This window comes from Kribbella sp. VKM Ac-2568 (assembly GCF_004345365.1).
In the GTDB taxonomy this organism is placed as follows: Bacteria; Actinomycetota; Actinomycetes; order Propionibacteriales; family Kribbellaceae; genus Kribbella; species Kribbella orskensis.
In genome coordinates this window covers 263,924-280,871 of record NZ_SLVF01000002.1, presented here as the reverse complement: position 1 = coordinate 280,871, position 16,948 = coordinate 263,924, and the positions used below count along the sequence as shown (strand labels likewise).

General features: G+C 68.9%; 16 protein-coding genes. 15 read left to right on the top strand and 1 reads right to left on the bottom strand.

The features are described 5' to 3' along the window. The first annotated feature begins 35 nt into the window (after positions 1 to 35). The 9 genes from EV648_RS05175 (at position 36) to EV648_RS05130 (ending at position 8,169) form a co-directional block, all read left to right on the top strand. Positions 36 to 200 (top strand): CopG family transcriptional regulator, encoded by a 165-nt coding sequence (locus EV648_RS05175; protein ID WP_132285501.1) that lies wholly within the window; start codon positions 36 to 38, stop codon positions 198 to 200. Next, positions 197 to 853, top strand: a complete 657-nt coding sequence (locus EV648_RS05170) for a VOC family protein (protein ID WP_132285499.1) — start codon at positions 197 to 199, stop codon at positions 851 to 853. The genes EV648_RS05175 and EV648_RS05170 overlap by 4 nt, the downstream gene beginning before the upstream one ends. Then, the gene (locus tag EV648_RS05165) at positions 850 to 1,332 is read left to right on the top strand and encodes a GNAT family N-acetyltransferase (protein ID WP_132285497.1); all 483 of its coding nucleotides are present in this window, start codon (positions 850 to 852) and stop codon (positions 1,330 to 1,332) included. Before EV648_RS05170 ends, EV648_RS05165 begins: the two co-directional genes overlap by 4 nt. An 18-nt stretch (positions 1,333 to 1,350) precedes the next feature. Continuing rightward, positions 1,351 to 2,613 (top strand): MFS transporter, encoded by a 1,263-nt coding sequence (locus EV648_RS05160; protein ID WP_158293900.1) that lies wholly within the window; start codon positions 1,351 to 1,353, stop codon positions 2,611 to 2,613. Positions 2,614 to 2,623: 10 nt separating this feature from the next. Next, positions 2,624 to 3,448: a GNAT family N-acetyltransferase gene (locus EV648_RS05155; RefSeq protein WP_132285493.1), complete on the top strand. Its 825-nt coding sequence runs from the start codon at positions 2,624 to 2,626 to the stop codon at positions 3,446 to 3,448. Positions 3,449 to 3,897: 449 nt separating this feature from the next. Continuing rightward, positions 3,898 to 4,275, top strand: a complete 378-nt coding sequence (locus tag EV648_RS05145) for a DoxX family protein (protein WP_132285491.1) — start codon at positions 3,898 to 3,900, stop codon at positions 4,273 to 4,275. Between the two features lie 127 nt (positions 4,276 to 4,402). Beyond that, a complete protein-coding gene (locus EV648_RS05140; RefSeq protein ID WP_132285489.1) occupies positions 4,403 to 6,166 on the top strand; it encodes a proline--tRNA ligase in 1,764 nt (587 codons plus the stop codon). Positions 6,167 to 6,571: 405 nt separating this feature from the next. After that, on the top strand, positions 6,572 to 7,348 hold the full coding sequence (locus tag EV648_RS05135) for a TSUP family transporter (RefSeq protein WP_132285487.1): 777 nt from the start codon (positions 6,572 to 6,574) through the stop codon (positions 7,346 to 7,348). A 56-nt stretch (positions 7,349 to 7,404) separates the two neighbouring features. Beyond that, entirely contained in the window at positions 7,405 to 8,169 is a 765-nt protein-coding gene (locus EV648_RS05130) for a class I SAM-dependent methyltransferase (RefSeq protein ID WP_132285485.1), read from the top strand. Here EV648_RS05130 and EV648_RS05125 read toward each other — a convergent pair. Next, a complete protein-coding gene (locus EV648_RS05125; protein ID WP_132285483.1) occupies positions 8,150 to 9,274 on the bottom strand; it encodes a cytochrome P450 in 1,125 nt (374 codons plus the stop codon). The two genes, EV648_RS05130 and EV648_RS05125, sit on opposite strands and share 20 nt — an antisense overlap. 137 nt (positions 9,275 to 9,411) lie before the next feature. On the opposite strand from EV648_RS05125, the gene priA reads away from it, so the two are divergent. The 6 genes from priA to EV648_RS05095 all read left to right on the top strand — a co-directional run bounded on the left by priA (position 9,412) and on the right by EV648_RS05095 (position 16,808). Beyond that, entirely contained in the window at positions 9,412 to 10,149 is a 738-nt protein-coding gene (priA, locus tag EV648_RS05120) for a bifunctional 1-(5-phosphoribosyl)-5-((5-phosphoribosylamino)methylideneamino)imidazole-4-carboxamide isomerase/phosphoribosylanthranilate isomerase PriA (protein WP_132285481.1), read from the top strand. Next, positions 10,146 to 12,452: an HAD-IB family hydrolase gene (locus EV648_RS05115; RefSeq protein WP_132285479.1), complete on the top strand. Its 2,307-nt coding sequence runs from the start codon at positions 10,146 to 10,148 to the stop codon at positions 12,450 to 12,452. Before priA ends, EV648_RS05115 begins: the two co-directional genes overlap by 4 nt. Then, entirely contained in the window at positions 12,449 to 13,645 is a 1,197-nt protein-coding gene (locus tag EV648_RS05110; RefSeq protein WP_132285477.1) for a zinc-binding dehydrogenase, read from the top strand. The genes EV648_RS05115 and EV648_RS05110 overlap by 4 nt, the downstream gene beginning before the upstream one ends. Positions 13,646 to 13,708: 63 nt before the next feature. After that, positions 13,709 to 15,289, top strand: a complete 1,581-nt coding sequence (locus tag EV648_RS05105) for a lactate racemase domain-containing protein (protein ID WP_132188167.1) — start codon at positions 13,709 to 13,711, stop codon at positions 15,287 to 15,289. Continuing rightward, complete coding sequence (locus tag EV648_RS05100; RefSeq protein WP_132285475.1) at positions 15,289 to 16,221, top strand: lysophospholipid acyltransferase family protein; 933 nt, start codon at positions 15,289 to 15,291, stop codon at positions 16,219 to 16,221. Before EV648_RS05105 ends, EV648_RS05100 begins: the two co-directional genes overlap by 1 nt. Then, positions 16,218 to 16,808 (top strand): hypothetical protein, encoded by a 591-nt coding sequence (locus EV648_RS05095; RefSeq protein WP_132285473.1) that lies wholly within the window; start codon positions 16,218 to 16,220, stop codon positions 16,806 to 16,808. Before EV648_RS05100 ends, EV648_RS05095 begins: the two co-directional genes overlap by 4 nt. Positions 16,809 to 16,948: the final 140 nt, after the last annotated feature.

Here is a 16,948-nt window from a genome sequence, read left to right as displayed (position 1 = left end):
GCTTGGTAGCTCCCTAGATTGCTAGCATCATAGCCATGACCGAGGAAGCTGCCAAGAAGGCGCAGTTCAACGTCTACCTGCCGCCCGACCTGATTCGAAGGGTCAAGCACAAGGCGATCGACGAAGGCGCGAGCTTGTCTGCCCTCGTCGAGCAGGCCCTGACGAAGTACCTGGACGAGCACGGAGAGGCCGAGGGATGAACGAGATCGTTGTCCGACCACTGCGGTTCAGCGCCGACGTACCGGCGATGCGGGCGTTCCTGGAGACCTTGGGGCTGCGGTCCCGGATCGAGTCGGAGCGCGGCGGCTGGGTCGACATGGTCGCGGGGCGCGGGATGGTCGCGCTGCACGACGCCGCCAGCAGCAGCACCGGCGCCAAGGCGAGGGACACCCGGTTGTCCTTCGAGGCCGATGAGATCGACGAGTTGAAGGGCCGGCTCGAAGCAGCCGGCTATCGGGAGGTCGCCATCTGGGACGAGGCCTATGGGCGGGTCCTCTCGGTCCTCGGGCCTGACGACACCACCCTCTGGATCGACGAACGCAGCAAGGACCTCTACGGCTACAAGCTGCACGACGCCCATCCGGACACGCGCTGGTCGGTGACCCCTCGTCTGGCCGTCCAGGATCAAGCCGCCTGGCAGCGTTTCCTCCAGACCCTTGGCGGCGACAACGCCGAGCTGGTGCGTTACGACCCACCCGCGGCCGAGGTCGGAGTACAGCTCGAGCTCTCCACGTCGGAGCCTTTGGACGAGGTCGTACGGCGGCTCGTGGCGACCGGGTATGAGCCGACGGGGGCGCCCGACGGGTTGTCCGTCGTGGACCCGGACGGGTTGATCGTGCGAGTCCGCGGGTGATCCGAGTACGCCGCGCCTGGCCGGGCGACGCCGACGCCGTACGGGAGGTCGGTCTCAAGACCTGGCCGGTCGCGTACGAAGGCCTGGCGTCGCCCGAGTTCATCGTCGACGGGCTGGCCGCCTGGTGGTCCCCGGAGGCGGTAGACCGGGGCATCCGCCAAGGCATCACCCTGATCGCCCTCGACGACGAAAAGGTCGTGGGGATGGTCGCGCTCGGGCAGGAGGAGGGCTTCTGGGTGATGTGGAAGCTGTACGTGCTGCCGCAGTATCAAGGCAAGGGCGTCGGCAAGGCGTTGCTGGACGGGGCGATCGCGGCTCTCCCGGCAGGGACCGAGCAACTCCTGCTGGACGTGCTGATCACCAATGAGCCGGCGATCGGCTTCTACCGCAAGCATGGCTTCGGAGCGCCCCGGACGACACCGGCCAGGGACCTGGGCGACGAGTTGATGTGGATGAGCCTTGACCTCCAGTCCCCTTGAGGCCGCAGGATGACCTCCGTGAGCGACAGATTGCGCGACGACCCGGACTTCCGCCGGTACTGGCTGGCTCGGGCCCTCTCCATCACCGGTTCGATGGTGACGGCTGTCGCCTTGCCCGTGCTGGTCTACCGGCTGAGCGGTTCGCCCTTCCTCACCGCGTTGGTCACCGCGCTGGAGGCAGCGCCGTACCTGCTGACCGGGCTGTTCGCGGGCGCGCTGTCGGATCGCTGGAACCGCCGGCGGGTGATGGTGTCGGCGGACCTGATCAACGCGGTCGTGATCGGCTCCATCCCATTGGCGCACTGGCTCGGCATCCTGACCGTGCCGCAGGTGCTGGTGGTCGGGTTCGTCGTGCAGATGGTCTACACGTTCTTCGACGGCGCGAACTTCGGCGCGCTGCCCGTCCTGGTCGGGCGGGCTCGCGTCGCCCAGGCGAACGCGGCGGTGTGGACCGCGTCGAGCCTGATCGAGTTGTTCGTACCGCCGCTGGCCGGGCTCGTGCTCGCAGTACTCAACCCGGCCACCTTGCTCGCGCTCGACGCCCTGAGCTTCGTCGCGTCGGCGAGCGCAGTACGGGGGATCGTGCGGGCGATGTCCGAGCAGCGGGAGGGGCAGGCGCCGCTGCGGCCGGGAGTGGTGTTCAGGGACATCGCCGAGGGGCTTCGGTTCCTTGTCCGGAATCCGGGTGTCCGGACGATGACGATCGTGGGGAGCCTGCAGTCTTTCGCCGGCGGCGGATTCGTCGCGTTGATGGTGGTTTGGTTGGACCGGGCGCTGCACGTCGGTACTTCGGGGCTGCGGTTCGGGTTGGTCTGGGGCGCGTGGGGGATCGGGGGACTGGCGGCCGCGGTCGGGCTGCCCCGGCTGCTGAAGCGGCTGCCGCCGGCCGCGATCACGCTGTACGCGATCCCGGTCTCCGCGGTGCTCGGGATCGTCACCCCGCTGATGCCGACCTGGCCATTGGCCGCGATTGCGTTGCTGGCGTGGGGTTCGGCATACGTGCTGGTGATCGTCAACGCGATCTCGTACCGCCAGCAGGTGACGCCGGAGCAGTTGCTCGGCCGGGTGAACACAGCCGGGCGGATGCTGTCCTGGGGAGTGGGCTGGACGCTGGGGTCAATCCTTGGCGGTGTGCTCGGCAGTCAGCTCGGCGTACGGCCTGCCATGGTCGCGATGGGGCTGCTCGGCTTCCTCGCGGTCCTGGTCGCCTGGACCTCTCCGTTGCGGGCAATTGCGGCGGCGCACGACCCATTACAGGCCTCCGAGGGCGGGATCAGCTAGGTTCTGCCCCGTGGGCGTACGGGTACTGGGTCCTCGCGACCTGTCAGCAGCGAGGGCCGTCATCGCCCGTGATCCGATCGTCAACGTCTTCGTGGACAGCCTGGTGCAGGCTTCCGGGCTCGACCCGCGCCGCGGCGCGGAGGTCTGGGGGTACGTCGAGAAGGGCGAGCTGGAGGCCCTCTGCCATGCCGGCGGGAACATGGTTCCGGTCGGCGCCGGGGAGGCCGCCCTGCGCGCCTTCGCGGCGTATGCGCTTCGCCGGGGCCGGAACTGCTTTCAGATCCTCGGACCGGCGCGTGCCGTCGAGCAACTATGGGCGGCGCTCGAACCGCAGTGGGGTCCGGCCCGCGAGGTCCGTGACGACCAGCCGTTCATGGTGATCGACACCGGGCCCGCGATCGCGCCCGATCCGCTGGTGCGCGCGGTCGAGCCCGTCGAGCTGTCCATCCTCTATCCGGCCTGCGTGGCGATGTACACCGAGGAGGTCGGTGTCCCGCCGCAGACCGGTCCCGACGGGACGTTCTACCGGTCGCGGGTGGCCGAGCTGATCCGGGCCGGCCGGGCGTTCGCGCGGATCGATGACGGCAAGGTCGTGTTCAAGGCGGAGATCGGTTCGGTCGGGTCCGGCGTCTGCCAGATCCAGGGTGTGTGGGTGGATCCGTCGCGCCGCGGCGAGGGTCTGGCCGCGCCGGGAATGGCCGCGGTGGTCGAGCTCGCGCGGCGGATCTCCCCGGTGGTGACGCTGTACGTGAACGCCTTCAACATCCCGGCCCGGTCGGCGTACGAGCGGGTCGGGTTCCGGACGATCGAGACGTTCGCGACGATCCTGTTCTGAGGCTGAGCGCTCACTGTGATGGCGCGGTGACCGCTGGTGAGGTTGGCTGATCCCGCAGCGCCGCCCCGCCCAGCCGAAGACCGCACTGGTTGCCCTGGGCAAGGAGATCGGTGCGCTCAATGGTTTTCCTGTGTCGACTGGTGACGGCGGTGTCGGCTACTTCGCCCCCGGCGCGACGGACGACTGGCTCTACGGCAGCCGCGGCGTCCCCTCCTACACCTTCGAAATAGGCCCCGACTCAGGCCCCCTGCGCCGGCTTCTTCCCCGCCTACACCTGCATGACCTCAACCTTCTGGCCCAACAAAAGCCAGCCCTCCGCTACGCCGCGCAAGCCGCCGCCACCCCCTACGGCCCCTTCCCCAATCACCCACCGATCCCACCGACCGTGGCACCCAGCCGCCCGCGCATCGCAGTACTGATCAGTAACAACTTGAGCTAAAGTCCACCTCATGACGGAACGAAGCGGGAGCACCACCGGCCTGGCAGCGCTCTTCGCCGTCATGGGCGTACTGCATTTCGTGAAGCCCAAACCCTTCGAACGCATCGTCCCGCACCAACTCCCGCGCAAGAAGGACCTCGTCTACGCCTCCGGCGTCGCCGAACTCGCCTGCGCCGCCGGCCTCCTCCACCCCCGCACCCGCCGCGCCGCCGGCCTCGCCAGCGCCGCCCTGCTCACGGCGGTCTTCCCCGCGAACTGCCAGATGGCCATCGACCTGAACCGCAAGGGATCGACCCGCGCGAAGACGATCGCGTTCGCCCGCCTGCCGCTCCAGATCCCGCTCATCCGCGCCGCCCTGAAGGCCTCCCCCGAGACCTCTCGCGCCTGATCCGCGTCTGATCCGCGCCTGATACCGGCGCCGACCCTGTGGAAATGTGGTGAGAGCACTGGTCGCGGCCGGATATCCTCTTTGCCGTCAGTAGTTCCATTCACACCTGTCCTGCTTGGAGACTCCCGTGATTCTGCGCATGTCGTCGCTGTTCCTTCGCACCCTTCGCGAGGACCCGGCGGACGCGGAGGTCCCGAGCCACCGACTGCTCGTCCGCGCCGGCTACATCCGCCGCAACGCGCCCGGCATCTACACCTGGCTGCCGCTGGGCCTGATGGTGCTGCGCAACGTGGAGCGGATCGTCCGGGAGGAGATGAACGCGATCGGCGCGCAGGAACTGCTCTTCCCGGCGCTGCTGCCCCGCGAGCCCTACGAGGCCACCGGCCGCTGGACGGAGTACGGGCCGAACATCTTCCGGCTGAAGGACCGCAAGGGCGCGGACATGCTGCTCGGCCCGACGCACGAGGAGATGTTCACCCTCGTCGTGAAGGACCTGTACTCGTCGTACAAGGATCTGCCGCTGTCGATCTACCAGATCCAGAACAAGTACCGCGACGAGGCGCGGCCGCGGGCCGGCGTACTGCGCGGGCGCGAGTTCGTGATGAAGGACTCGTACTCGTTCGACGTCGACCAGGAGGGCCTGCAGGCGTCGTACGAGCTGCACCGCAAGGCCTACATCAACATCTTCGACCGGCTCGGCTTCGACTACGTGATCGTGCAGGCTATGTCGGGTGCGATGGGCGGCTCGGCGTCGGAGGAGTTCCTCGCGATCGCGGAGAACGGCGAGGACACCTTTGTGCGCTCGCCGGGCGGTTACGCGGCGAACGTCGAGGCCGTCGTGGTCCCGCAGGCGGCGAAGGCGGACGCGTCGGACGTTCCCGCCGCCGAGGTGGTCGACACCCCGGACACGCCGACCATCGACACCCTGGTGGACGCGCTGAACGCGAAGCACACCCGCGCGGACGGCCGGGAGTGGACCGCCACGGACACGTTGAAGAACGTGCTCGTGATGCTGGTGAACCCGGACGGGACGCGCGAGCCGCTGGCGATCGGCGTACCAGGTGACCGCGCGATCGACGAGAAGCGTCTCGGCGCGCAGGTCGAGCCCGCCGAGGTCGTCGCCTTCGAGGAGTCGGACTTCGAGAAGTTCCCCTCGCTCGCGAAGGGCTACATCGGGCCGGGCGTGCTCGGCTCGGAGAACACCTCCGGCATCCGGTACCTGCTCGACCCGCGGGTCGCCGAGGGTTCCGCCTGGGTGACCGGCGCGGACAAGGCCGGCTTCCACGTGATCAACCTGGTGTACGGCCGCGACTTCACCGCCGACGGCACGATCCAGGCCGCCGAGGTGCGCGACGGTGACGAGGCACCCGACGGTTCGGGTCCGCTCGAGGCCGCCCGCGGTATCGAGATGGGGCACATCTTCCAGCTCGGCAAGAAGTACGCCGACGCCCTGGACCTGAAGGTGCTCGACCAGAACGGCAAGCTGGTCACCGTCACGATGGGCTCGTACGGCGTCGGCGTGACCCGCGCGGTCGCCGCCATCGCCGAGGGCAACCACGACGAGCTCGGCCTGATCTGGCCGCGCGAGATCGCGCCGGCCGACGTCCACCTGGTTGCCACCGGCAAGGATGCGGAGGTCTTCGAGAAGGCCGCCTCGATCGCCGCCGAGCTGGAGTCGCGCGGTCTGACGGTGCTCTACGACGACCGCGAGAAGGTCTCCCCGGGCGTCAAGTTCAAGGACGCCGAACTCCTGGGCGTGCCCACCATCGCCGTTGTCGGCAAGGGTCTCGCGGACGGCACCATCGAGGTCAAAGACCGCCGCTCCAACACCCGCACCGACATCCCGGTCGCCGACGTCGTGGACCACCTGGTCTCGGTAGTCCGCGGCTGACCGACCACCTAACCGAAAGGGTGTGCCCCCGCTGGGGGCACACCCTTTCGCGCGTTCAGCGGGCTCGTAGCGTTGGGGTCAAGCCGGCGGTGGCGTCGAGGTCTGGCGGACGACGGAGTCGGCGGGGGAGAGGTCCGGTTCCCAGCCGGTGGCGAGCTGCTCGCCCTCGGGAGGCAGGATCGACGAGGCAATCCACTCACTGTTCCATCGCCCCCGCGCGTTTGTCTCCCGCGTCGCCTCCATCGCTCTCGGCGGTTGTCACCCTCACTCCCCGAGGTCGCGTTGCGCCTCGCCGCTGTCGCGGCTTGTGTCTCGCCTCACTTCCCCCCGTGTAATGGTTGAGCGGAACAATGGCCTTACCGGATGCTGAGGCGGTGATCGACTCTTCTGCCCTCGTGTACCGCCGTGCCTGACATCTCCCTGTGGACTCTCGTACTGCTGGTGGTGGCCGCGTTCTCGGCCGGTTGGATCGACGCGGTGGTGGGCGGCGGTGGGTTGATCCAGTTGCCCGCGATGCTGCTCGGTCTGCCGGGCGCCTCGCCGGCCCAGATCCTGTCCACCAACAAGATCTCCTCGCTGTTCGGTACGGCGACCAGCGCGGTGACCTTCGGCGTCAAGGTCCGCCCGGACCGACGTACGGTGCTGCCGCTGGCGATCATGGCGGGCCTCGGGTCGGCGGCCGGAGCGCTGGTGGCGACGAGGATCCCGATGTCGTGGTTCAAGCCGATCGTGCTCGTGCTGCTGGTCGCCGTCGCCATCTACACCGCGATGAAGCCGTCGCTGGGAGCCCGTACTGCGCTCCGTTTCGACGGGCGAGCACACTACGTGGCGGCGGGGGCGGTCGGTGCGCTGATCGGGTTCTACGACGGCGCGGTCGGGCCCGGTACCGGGTCGTTCCTGATCTTCGCGCTGGTCGGGTTGATGGGCTACAACTTCCTCCGCGCGAGCGCCAAGGCGAAGATCGCCAACGTCGCCACCAACCTCGCCGCGATCGCGGTGTTCACCATCGGCGGTGCCCCACTCTGGGCCCTCGGCGTGACGATGGGCCTCGCCAACATGCTCGGCGGCCTCCTCGGCGCCCGCACCGCAGTAGCCCGCGGCAGCCGCTTCGTCCGCATCATCTTCCTGGTAGTCGTCTCGGCCCTAATCCTCCGCCTGGGCTACGACGTCCTCTGGGCCTGACAGTCAGCATGAGCCCGTCGTCGCCTGGTGACGCTGGCCGGGCCTAGGGTCTCCGCATGGTGGATTATGACGGGCGGTTGCATCGGGTTTATGCGGCTGGGCGGGGGTTGGCGGCGGAGAGTCTGCAGGGGTGGATGCGGGCGTTCGCGGCGGAGGTGCCGGAGCGGCGACCGCTGACAGTGCTGGATCTGGGGTGTGGGATCGGGCGGTTCACGCCGGCGTTGGCGGAGACGTTCGGCGGCCCTGTGTACGGCGTCGAGCCGTCGGGGGAGATGCGCCGGCAGGCTGTGGCCGGGGCCGCTCATCCGGATGTCACCTATCTCGATGGTGCGGCCGAGGCGATTCCGCTCGACGACACCTCTTGCGATGTGGCGCTGGTGTATCTGGCGTTCCATCACTTCAGGGATCAGGCGCAGGCGCTGCGCGAGCTCGCCCGGGTGATCAGGCCGGGCGGCGTGGTGTTGCTGAGGACCCAGTTCGCCGATCAGATGCCGGATCTCTTCTGGTACGACTACTTCCCCTCGGCGCGAGCGGTGGATGCCGGGATGTACCTGTCGCTGGCCGAGACTCGCGAACTGGCCGAGCAGGCTGGCCTCCAACCGGACGAACAACCCGTCTGGCTTGACGTGGAAGGCCCGCGCACCTTCAGTACGGCGTACGAGCGGATGCGGGTGCGGGCGCTCTCGACGTTCGAGCATCTGCCGGAGGAGGAGATCGAAGCCGGGTTCGAGGCGTTCAGGAAGGATGCCGAGGCGGAACCAGAGCGGCTGACTCCGTCGTACGAGGCCGCGATGCTCGTGCTCAGGCGACCGTCCAGCTGACGTCCACGGCGGTCGGCTTGCGGAAGACCAGGCCGCGCGGCGGGGGAGACCCCGGATCGAGGGTCAGGTCCGGCAGGCGGGTCAGAAGGGCAGTCAGGGCGGTGACGGCCTCCAATCGCGCGAGGTGCATGCCGAGGCAGATGTGTGGCCCGCTCGCGAACGCAAGGTGACGCCGGGCGTTGGACCGGCGTACGTCGAACACATCGGGGTCCGGGAAGACCGCGGGGTCGCGACCGGCGCCGGCGAGTGACACCGTGACGAGGTCGCCGCGCTTGATCGACGCGCCGGCCAACTCGACGTCCCGGGTGGCATAGCGATCGACCACAGCGGCGGCCGGCTCGAGCCGCAGCGATTCCTCCACAGCGTTGGGCAGCAGCGACATGTCAGCCAATACCAGTGCGAGCTGCGACGGATTGGTCAGCAGATGCCAGAGGGCGTTGGTGATCATGCCCTCGGTGGTCTCGATGCCGCCGAACATCAGTACCGCGGCGTTCGCCACCACCTCGTCCGTGCCCAGCCCGGCTCGTGCCGCCTCGGCGATCAGCGAGTCGGCCTGATCGATGCTCCCGGCAACATGTGCGTGCAGCTTGGCGAAGGCCGCCGCACCTTCAGCTGTCACCGGATGACCCGCGGACACTCCGCTGACCGACGACGAGATGTCCTGATACCACTCCAGCACCGTCGCCGCCTCGGTCTGCGCCAGGCCCAGCGAGTGCGCGACCACCGCGACGGACAACGGCCCCGCGACCGTACGGCGGAGGTCGGCGATCCCGAGGGGTTCGATCAGAGAGACCAGCCGGTCGGTCTCCTCCTCGACGAAGGTGGTGAACCTGGCGCGGGTCTGTGCCAGGCTGAACGGATGCTCGAAGGGCGCCCGGTGCGCGGCATGCGGTGAGTCGTCCAGCGACAGCATCGACGGCCCCACCACCTGCGCGGTCGAGAAGCGCGGGTCGTCCACCGTGAAAGTGGCCGGATCCCGCATCACCTGCATCGCCAGTTCGCGACTCGTGACCACCCAGCCGTCGAGCGCGTCGACCCACCCGACCGGCCGTATCCTGGCCAGCAAAGCGTGCGGGTCCCGCTCGAGATCAGCCACAGTGGTCATGCCGAAGAGCTTACGGATACCGCCCGGCTGGTTAAGACCACGCGATCGAGTGGTATTGCTGCGACAGATCCGATCTCAACGACTCAGCGGGGCAGCGGGTTACGAATCCCGAAGTGTGGGCATCTAGGGTGTGGGCCATGTCAGAGAACCTGGTGCTGCTTCCTGCCGTGGACGTGGCGGATGGGCAGGCTGTGCGGCTGGTGCAGGGAGAGGCCGGCAGCGAGACCTCGTACGGCGACCCGCTGACCGCCGCGATGGCCTGGCAGGAGGCCGGCGCGGACTGGATCCACCTGGTCGACCTGGATGCCGCCTTCGGTCGCGGCAGCAACCGCGAACTGCTCGCCGAGGTGACCGGCAAGCTGGATGTGCAGGTCGAGTTGTCCGGTGGCATCCGCGACGACGACTCCCTGGCCGTCGCCCTGGCCACCGGCGCGCGCCGGGTCAACATCGGCACCGCCGCGCTGGAGGACCCGGAGTGGTGTGACCGGATCATCAGCCAGTACGGCGACCGGATCGCGATCGGCCTGGACGTGCGCGGCCGGACCCTCGCCGCCCGCGGCTGGACCAAGGAAGGCGGCGACCTCTACGAGGTGCTCGAGCGGCTGGAACAGGCCGGCTGCGAGCGCTACGTGGTCACCGACGTCACCAAGGACGGCATGCTCGAGGGGCCCAACCTGGACCTGTACCGCGACCTGTGCGCGCGGACCGACAAGCCGATCATCGCCTCAGGTGGCGTCTCCAGCCTGGACGACCTGCGCGCGCTCGGCACCCTGGTGGACGACGGCGTCGAGGGCGTCATCGTCGGCAAGGCGCTGTATGCCGGCGCGTTCACTCTGACCGAGGCACTCGAACTCACCCGTGGAGGCGACAAGTGAGTCTTGCCGACCAGCTCGCTGGCAAGAAGGTCCTGGTCACCGGCGTCACCGGATTCGTCGGTGAGGCCCTGCTGCACCGCATCCTCGGCGACCTGCCGGGCACCACGGTGGTCGCGATCATCCGCCCGAAGGGTTCGATGACCGGCACCGCCCGGATGGCGCAGATGCTGAAGAAGGACATCTTCCAGCCGTTCTACGGCGAGGGCACCCCGTACGCCGACGCGGACGAGCTGACCGCCGCGCGGGTCGAGGTGGTCGAGGGCGACCTGTCCGACGTCCCGGCGCTGCCGAAGGATCTCGACATCGTGGTGCACTGCGCCGGCGACGTCTCCTTCGACCCGCCGATCCACGAGGCGTTCACCACCAACGTGCTCGGCACCAAGAGCCTGCTCGAGCGGATCGACGAGAGCCGCGACGGGACCGACCGCCGGATCCACTACGTCCACATCTCCACCGCCTACACCGCGGGCCGTCGCCGGGGCGCGATCCCCGAGGCATCCGTTGAGCACACCGTCGACTGGCGGGTCGAGGCCGAGGCCGGGATGGCGATGAAGTCCCGGATCGAGGAAGCCTCCCGCAGCGCGGCGATGCTGACCAAGTTCCGGAAGGAGTCGGAGAAGCTGCACCGCCGGGCCGGTCACCTGACCGCGGCGGCCGACACCGAGCGCCGCCGTACCGAGTGGGTCGCGAAGAAGCTGGTCGAGACCGGCACCGAGCGGGCCCGCAGCCTCGGCTGGACCGACTGTTACACCTTCACCAAGGCACTCGGCGAGCGTGTGGTCGAGGAATTCGCCTCGAAGCTGCCCACCTCGATCGTCCGGCCGGCCATCATCGAGTCCGCGGTGCAGAGCCCGCACCCGGGCTGGATCGAGGGCTTCAAGATGGCCGAGCCGCTGATCCTGGCCTACGGCCGCGGCGAGCTGCCGGAGTTCCCGGCCAGCCCCGACTCGGTGGTCGAGATCATCCCGGTGGACCACGTCGTCGGCGCGATCTGCGCGGTGATGGCGACCGAGCCCGAGCTGTCGAAGCCGGAGTACTACCACGTCAGCTCCGGCGCCCGGAACCCGCTCACCTTCGAGCAGCTGTACGCCGGAGTGCGCGCGTACTTCTCCAAGCACCCGTTCGACCTGGGCGAGCGGGGCGCGGTCCGGCTGCCGGTGTGGAAGTTCCCCGGCGGCGACTCGGTGGAGAGCATGCTCCGCTACGGCGAGCGCGCCCACAAGATCGCCGACCAGATCATCACGCACGTGCCGCGGGGCGAGCGGACCCGGAAGTACGCCCGCGAGCTGGACGTGCAGAAGCGCCGGATCGACTTCCTCCGCCGCTACATGGACCTGTACTCCGAGTATGCGCAGGCCGAGCTGCAGTTCATCGACGACAACGTGCTCGCCCTGCACAACGCGCTCGAGGGGGACGACCGGGAGAAGTTCTGGTGCGACACCTCGATCGTGGACTGGCAGCACTACCTGCAGGAAGTGCACTGCCCGAGCGTGACGGACTCGCTGCGCCGGCTGGACGTCGTCCGGAAGAAGCGGAACAAGGCACTCGCCGAGACCGCGGGCACGCTGAAGAAGGTGCAGCCCTCCGACGACGGCAGCCAGATCATCGCCGCGTTCGACATGGACGGCACGCTGCTGTCCTCGAACGTGATCGAGACCTACCTGTGGATGCGGCTGCTGGAGCTCGACAGCCACCAGCGGGTCGGTGAGATCGGCTCGATGCTGCGCAAGCTGCCGAAGCTGATCGCGGCCGAGCGCAAGGACCGCGGCACCTTCCTGCGGACGATCTACCGGCGCTACCAGGGCGCCGACCTGGACGAGCTGAACCGGATCGTCGACGAGGTCCTCGCCGAGCACGTGCTCGAGCGGCTGAGCGGCGCCGCCGTCCGGCGGATCCGCGAGCACAAGGCGGCCGGTCACACCACGATCCTGATCACCGGCGCGGTCCGGCCGCTGACCCGGCCGCTGGAGCCGTTGTTCGACGAGATCGTCGCGGCCGAGCTGGCCGTCGACGACCGCGGTCGCTGCACCGGCTTCCTGTCCGGACCGCCGCTGGTCGGTGAGTCCCGGGCGGCGTGGATCAAGCACCGCGCGCGCGGTACGAACATCGACCTGTCGAAGTCCTACGCCTACGCCGACAGCCACTCGGACCTGCCGATGCTGACGACCGTCGGCAATCCCGTCGCCGTCTCGCCGGACGTGTCGCTGTTCCGGGCTGCCCGGGCCGCGCGCTGGCAGATCGTCGACTGGAAGACCCCTGCCACTTCCTCGCGTCTGGAGATCCCCGGGGTGAACGCCCGATGATGCTCGCGCTCGAGATGTACCGGTCGCCGGCCAAGTACCTGGCCGCGAGGGCGATGGGAAGCCGGATGCCCGGCATCCTGACCGGCCCGGCGGCACCGCTGCGGCTCGTCACGATCGAGGAGCCGAGGTCGGACAAGGCGGGCTGGGCGAAGATCCGCCCGATCCTGTCCGGTATCTGCGGCTCCGACCTCGGCATGGTCACCGGCCACACCAAGCTGTACTTCTCCGCGATGGTGTCGATGCCGTTCGTCCCCGGTCACGAGATCGTCGGCGTGCTGCTCGAGGACTGCGAGGACCTGCCGAAGGGCACCCGCGTCGTGATGGACTCGGTCCTCACCTGCGCGGCCCGAGGCGTCGAGCCCTGCGAGGGTTGCGCGTCCGGCCACACCAACCGCTGCGACCGGATCACCGTCGGCCACGTGGCCCCCGGACTCCAGACCGGCTTCTGCCATGACACCGGTGGTGGCTGGGGCAACGTGATGGTCGCCCACCGCAGCCAGCTGTACGCCGTACCGGAGGGGCTGTCCGACGAGCGGGCGGTTCTCACCGAGCCGCTGGCGTGCGCCGTCCACACCGCGCTCAAGGCGAAGGTCGAGCCGGGTCAGTCCGTGCTGGTCAGCGGTGCGGGCGCGGTCGGGTTGTTCGCCACCCTGGCGCTGCGCGAGCTCACCCAGGCCGGCCGGATCACCGTGGTCGCCAAGCACGCGAAGCAGCGTGAGCTGGCCCGGGCCTTCGGCGCCAGCGACGTGGTCGCGCCCGACGAGGTCTTCCGTGGCGTACGGCGAGCGACCGGTGCCTTCCGGCTGAAGCCGGAGCTGGGCCGGGAGTTCCTGCTCGGCGGGGTCGACGTCGCCGTCGACGCGGTCGGCAGCAAGGACTCGATCGACACCGTGCTGCGGGTCACCAAGGCCGGTGGGCGGGTGGTGCTGTCCGGCATGCCGTCGACGGGTGCGGACCTGTCGCCGGTGTGGTTCCGTGAGTTGGAGCTGACCGGCACGTACGCGTCGTCCCGCGAGGAGCCGAACGACCGGCCCGCGTTCGAGACGGCGCTGGAGATGGCCGCGAAGGCCCCGCTGGACGGGATCGTCGGGGCGCGGTACCCGCTGTACCGGTGGCGTGAGGCGCTGGACCACGCGCAGTCCGCCGGCCGGCTGGGCACCGTGAAGGTGGCTTTCGATGTGAGGGCGTCATGACCGGACCGGCTGCAGGGTCGCGTGACGAGCTGTTTTTGAGCGTACGACGAGAGAGGTTCTGACATGTCTCGGCCAGGGTTTGTGCTTGAGGTGGACGACCGGACGCCGCCGCTGCTCGTGCACAACGGTGAGGGCTTCCTGCTGGAGCGGTTCCCGCTCGGCACCCGGGTGGTGTACCCGCCGGAGGCGCTGCCGGCCGTGCGGGACGTCGAGGAGGCGATCCAGAACGCGCTGCTGCACCCGCTGGAGTCCGAGCCGCTGCCGGAGCTGCTGCGGCCGGGGATGCGGCTGACCATCGCGTTCGACGACATCTCGCTGCCGCTGCCGCCGATGAAGAAGCCGGACATCCGGCAGCGCATCATCGAGGCCGTGCTGACGATGGCCGCCGACGCGGGTGTCGACGACGTCGAGCTGATCTCGGCGAACGCGCTGCACCGCCGGCTGACCCCGAACGAGCTGCGCGACATCGTCGGCGAGCGGGTCTTCCGGTCGTTCTTCCCCGACGGCAAGCTCTACAACTTCGACGCCGAGGACACCGCGAACCTGACCCACCTGGGCCAGACCAAGCACGGCGAGGACGTCGAAATCTCCAAGCGGGCGGCCGAGTCCGACCTGCTGGTCTACGTGAACGTGAACCTGGTGGCGATGGACGGCGGCCACAAGTCGACGTCGATCGGGCTGGCGTCGTACAAGTCGCTGAAGCACCACCACAACAGCCACACGATGATCCACTCGCGTTCATTCATGGACCACAAGGCCTCGAAGATGCACCACTCGGCCTGGCGGATGGGCGCGGTGCTGACCGAGCACGTCAAGGTCTTCCAGATCGAGACCACGCTGAACAACGACATCTTCGGCGGCCCGCTGGAGTTCCTGCAGAAGCGCGAGTGGGAGTGGTCGATCAAGGACCAGGCCTCGATGCTCGCCACCAAGCGCGGGCTCGACCTGGCCCCGGCCAAGATGCGGCACAAGATCTTCACCGACGTCCGGGCGAACTACGGCCTGACCGGGATCCACGCCGGCTCGATCGAGCCGGTGCACGAGAAGACGATCGAGAACGTGCACCGCCAGCACTTGGTCGAGGTACAGGGTCAGTCCGACGTCGCGATCATGGGCGTGCCGTTCGTCGGCCCGTACAACGTGAACTCGGTGATGAACCCGATCCTGGCCGCCTGCATGGGGCTCGGCTACTACTTCAACTCCTACCGGGGCAACCCGATCGTCCGCAAGGACGGCGCGGTCATCCTGTACCACCCGGTGGACTACGAGTTCAGCCAGTTGCACCACCCGTCGTACGTGGACTTCTTCGAGGAGGTGCTGTCGGAGTCGACCGACCCGGCCACCATCGAGGCGAAGTTCGAGAAGCAGTACGCCGAGGACCCGTGGTACATCCACCTGTACCGGACCTCGTACGCGTACCACGGCGTGCACCCGTTCTACATGTGGTACTGGATCTCCCACGCGCTGGACCACTGCGGCGACATCGTCTGGGTCGGCGCGAACCGCAAGACGGTCGAGCGGATGGGCTTCCGGTCCGCCTCGACGCTGCAGGACGCGCTGGAGATGGTGAGCCACTCGGTCGGCCGGTCGCCGTCGATCACCTACCTGCACAACCCGCCCCACCTGCTCGCGGACGTCCGCTGATGGGGACGAACCTGGTCAAGTTCAGCCGGGACACTGCGCGGGACGTGAAGGTCGTCGCCCGCGGCTGGCGCTGGGGCCGTCGTCCGCAGGTGCCGCGCTCGGCCGAGCCGTACGTGCTGCCGAAGGAGTCCACGGTCTTCCCGACCAAGTGGGCCCGGACGCCGGCCGCGATCGCGCTGCGCGAGGTGCTGCAGAAAGGCGCCCTCAACTCGGTGCTGCGATGGGAGGTCAACCCGCAGGTCAGCGGGCTCGACTCGCTGCTGAAGCTGCACGGCCCGGCGCTGATCGTGGCGAACCACTCGTCACACCTCGACACCCCGCTGGTGCTGTGCACCCTGCCCGACGCGATGCGCCGCAAGACCGCCGTCGCCGCGGCCGCCGACTACTTCTTCGACACCTGGTGGCGGGCGACCGCGTCGGCGATCGTGTTCAACACGTTCCCGATCGAGCGCCGCGGCGGCAAGCTCAGCGCGACGCCGGGCGACCTGCTCGCGGACGGCTGGAACGTCGTCGTCTTCCCCGAAGGCACCCGTTCGCCCGACGGGTGGATGGAGCGCTTCCGGATGGGCGCGGCGTACCTCGCCGTCGAGCACGGCGTACCGGTGATCCCGGTCGGCATCAAGGGCTCGTTCGCCGCGATGCCGCGTGGTCGCGGCTGGCCGGTGCCAGGCCGTCCGACGGTGGCCGTCCGGTACGGCGACCCGCTCTACCCGCTCGAGGGGGAGAGCGCCCGCGAGTTCGCGCCGAAGATCTCCGCCGCGGTGTCGGCACTGCTCGACGAGGAGGCGACCACCTGGTGGGAGGCCCGTCGCCGGGTCGCCACCGGCGCCTCGCCGTCGCAGTCGGGCCCCGACGCCGCCCGCTGGCGCCGGGTCTGGGAGTCGACCGCCCCGATCAAGACGCCCGCGCAGAAGCACCGCGCCTGGAAGTGACACCGACCGTGGTCCGGCCGAGGTTCGCCTCGGCCGGCAGACCGTTCTGGATCCTGGCCGGCATGTACCTGGCGCTGCTCGCCGTCCTGTGCGCCTCGCTCGCGACCTGGGCGCTGGGCTGGCCGGTCGCCCTCGGCATGTACGTCGTACTCGTGGCCGTGCTGGCCGTGATGTTCTGGGCCACCTTTCGCGCCGCCTGCTTCTCGATCGATGCCGACACTGTCGCCTACCAGGCGAGTGCCTGGGGACCGCCGAAGGTGCTGCACCGTGCGCACCTGGTGCGAGTGCTCACGATCGGCCGGGTCAAGTCGTCGCCGCCGATCGGTGCGCTGCTGATTCTCGCCGCCGACGGTACTCGCATCTGTGCCTCGCGTTGGCTCTGGTCGTCCGCTGACTTCCGCACCGTGACCACGGCGATCGGTCTCCCGGTGGAGCATCGGGAGACCGTCGGATCGCTGGAACTGGTCCGCGAGGTCGGCGTCGACCCGGCGTACAAGCGCAACCCTGTGCATGTACTCGTGTTGCTGGCTGCGGCGGCCGTCGGTGTGCTCATCGCTTGGCCGATCGTACGAGCGCTGTTGCTCTGATCAGCGCTGGTTGGGTCCGGAGATCGCTTCGGACACAGCCACACCGAGTGCTTCGTATCCGGCGTCGCCGTGGTCCTGCTTCGCGGCGACACCTGGCTGCTGTCGGCATCCTCATCGCGGCGTTCCTGGTGGAACGAAAT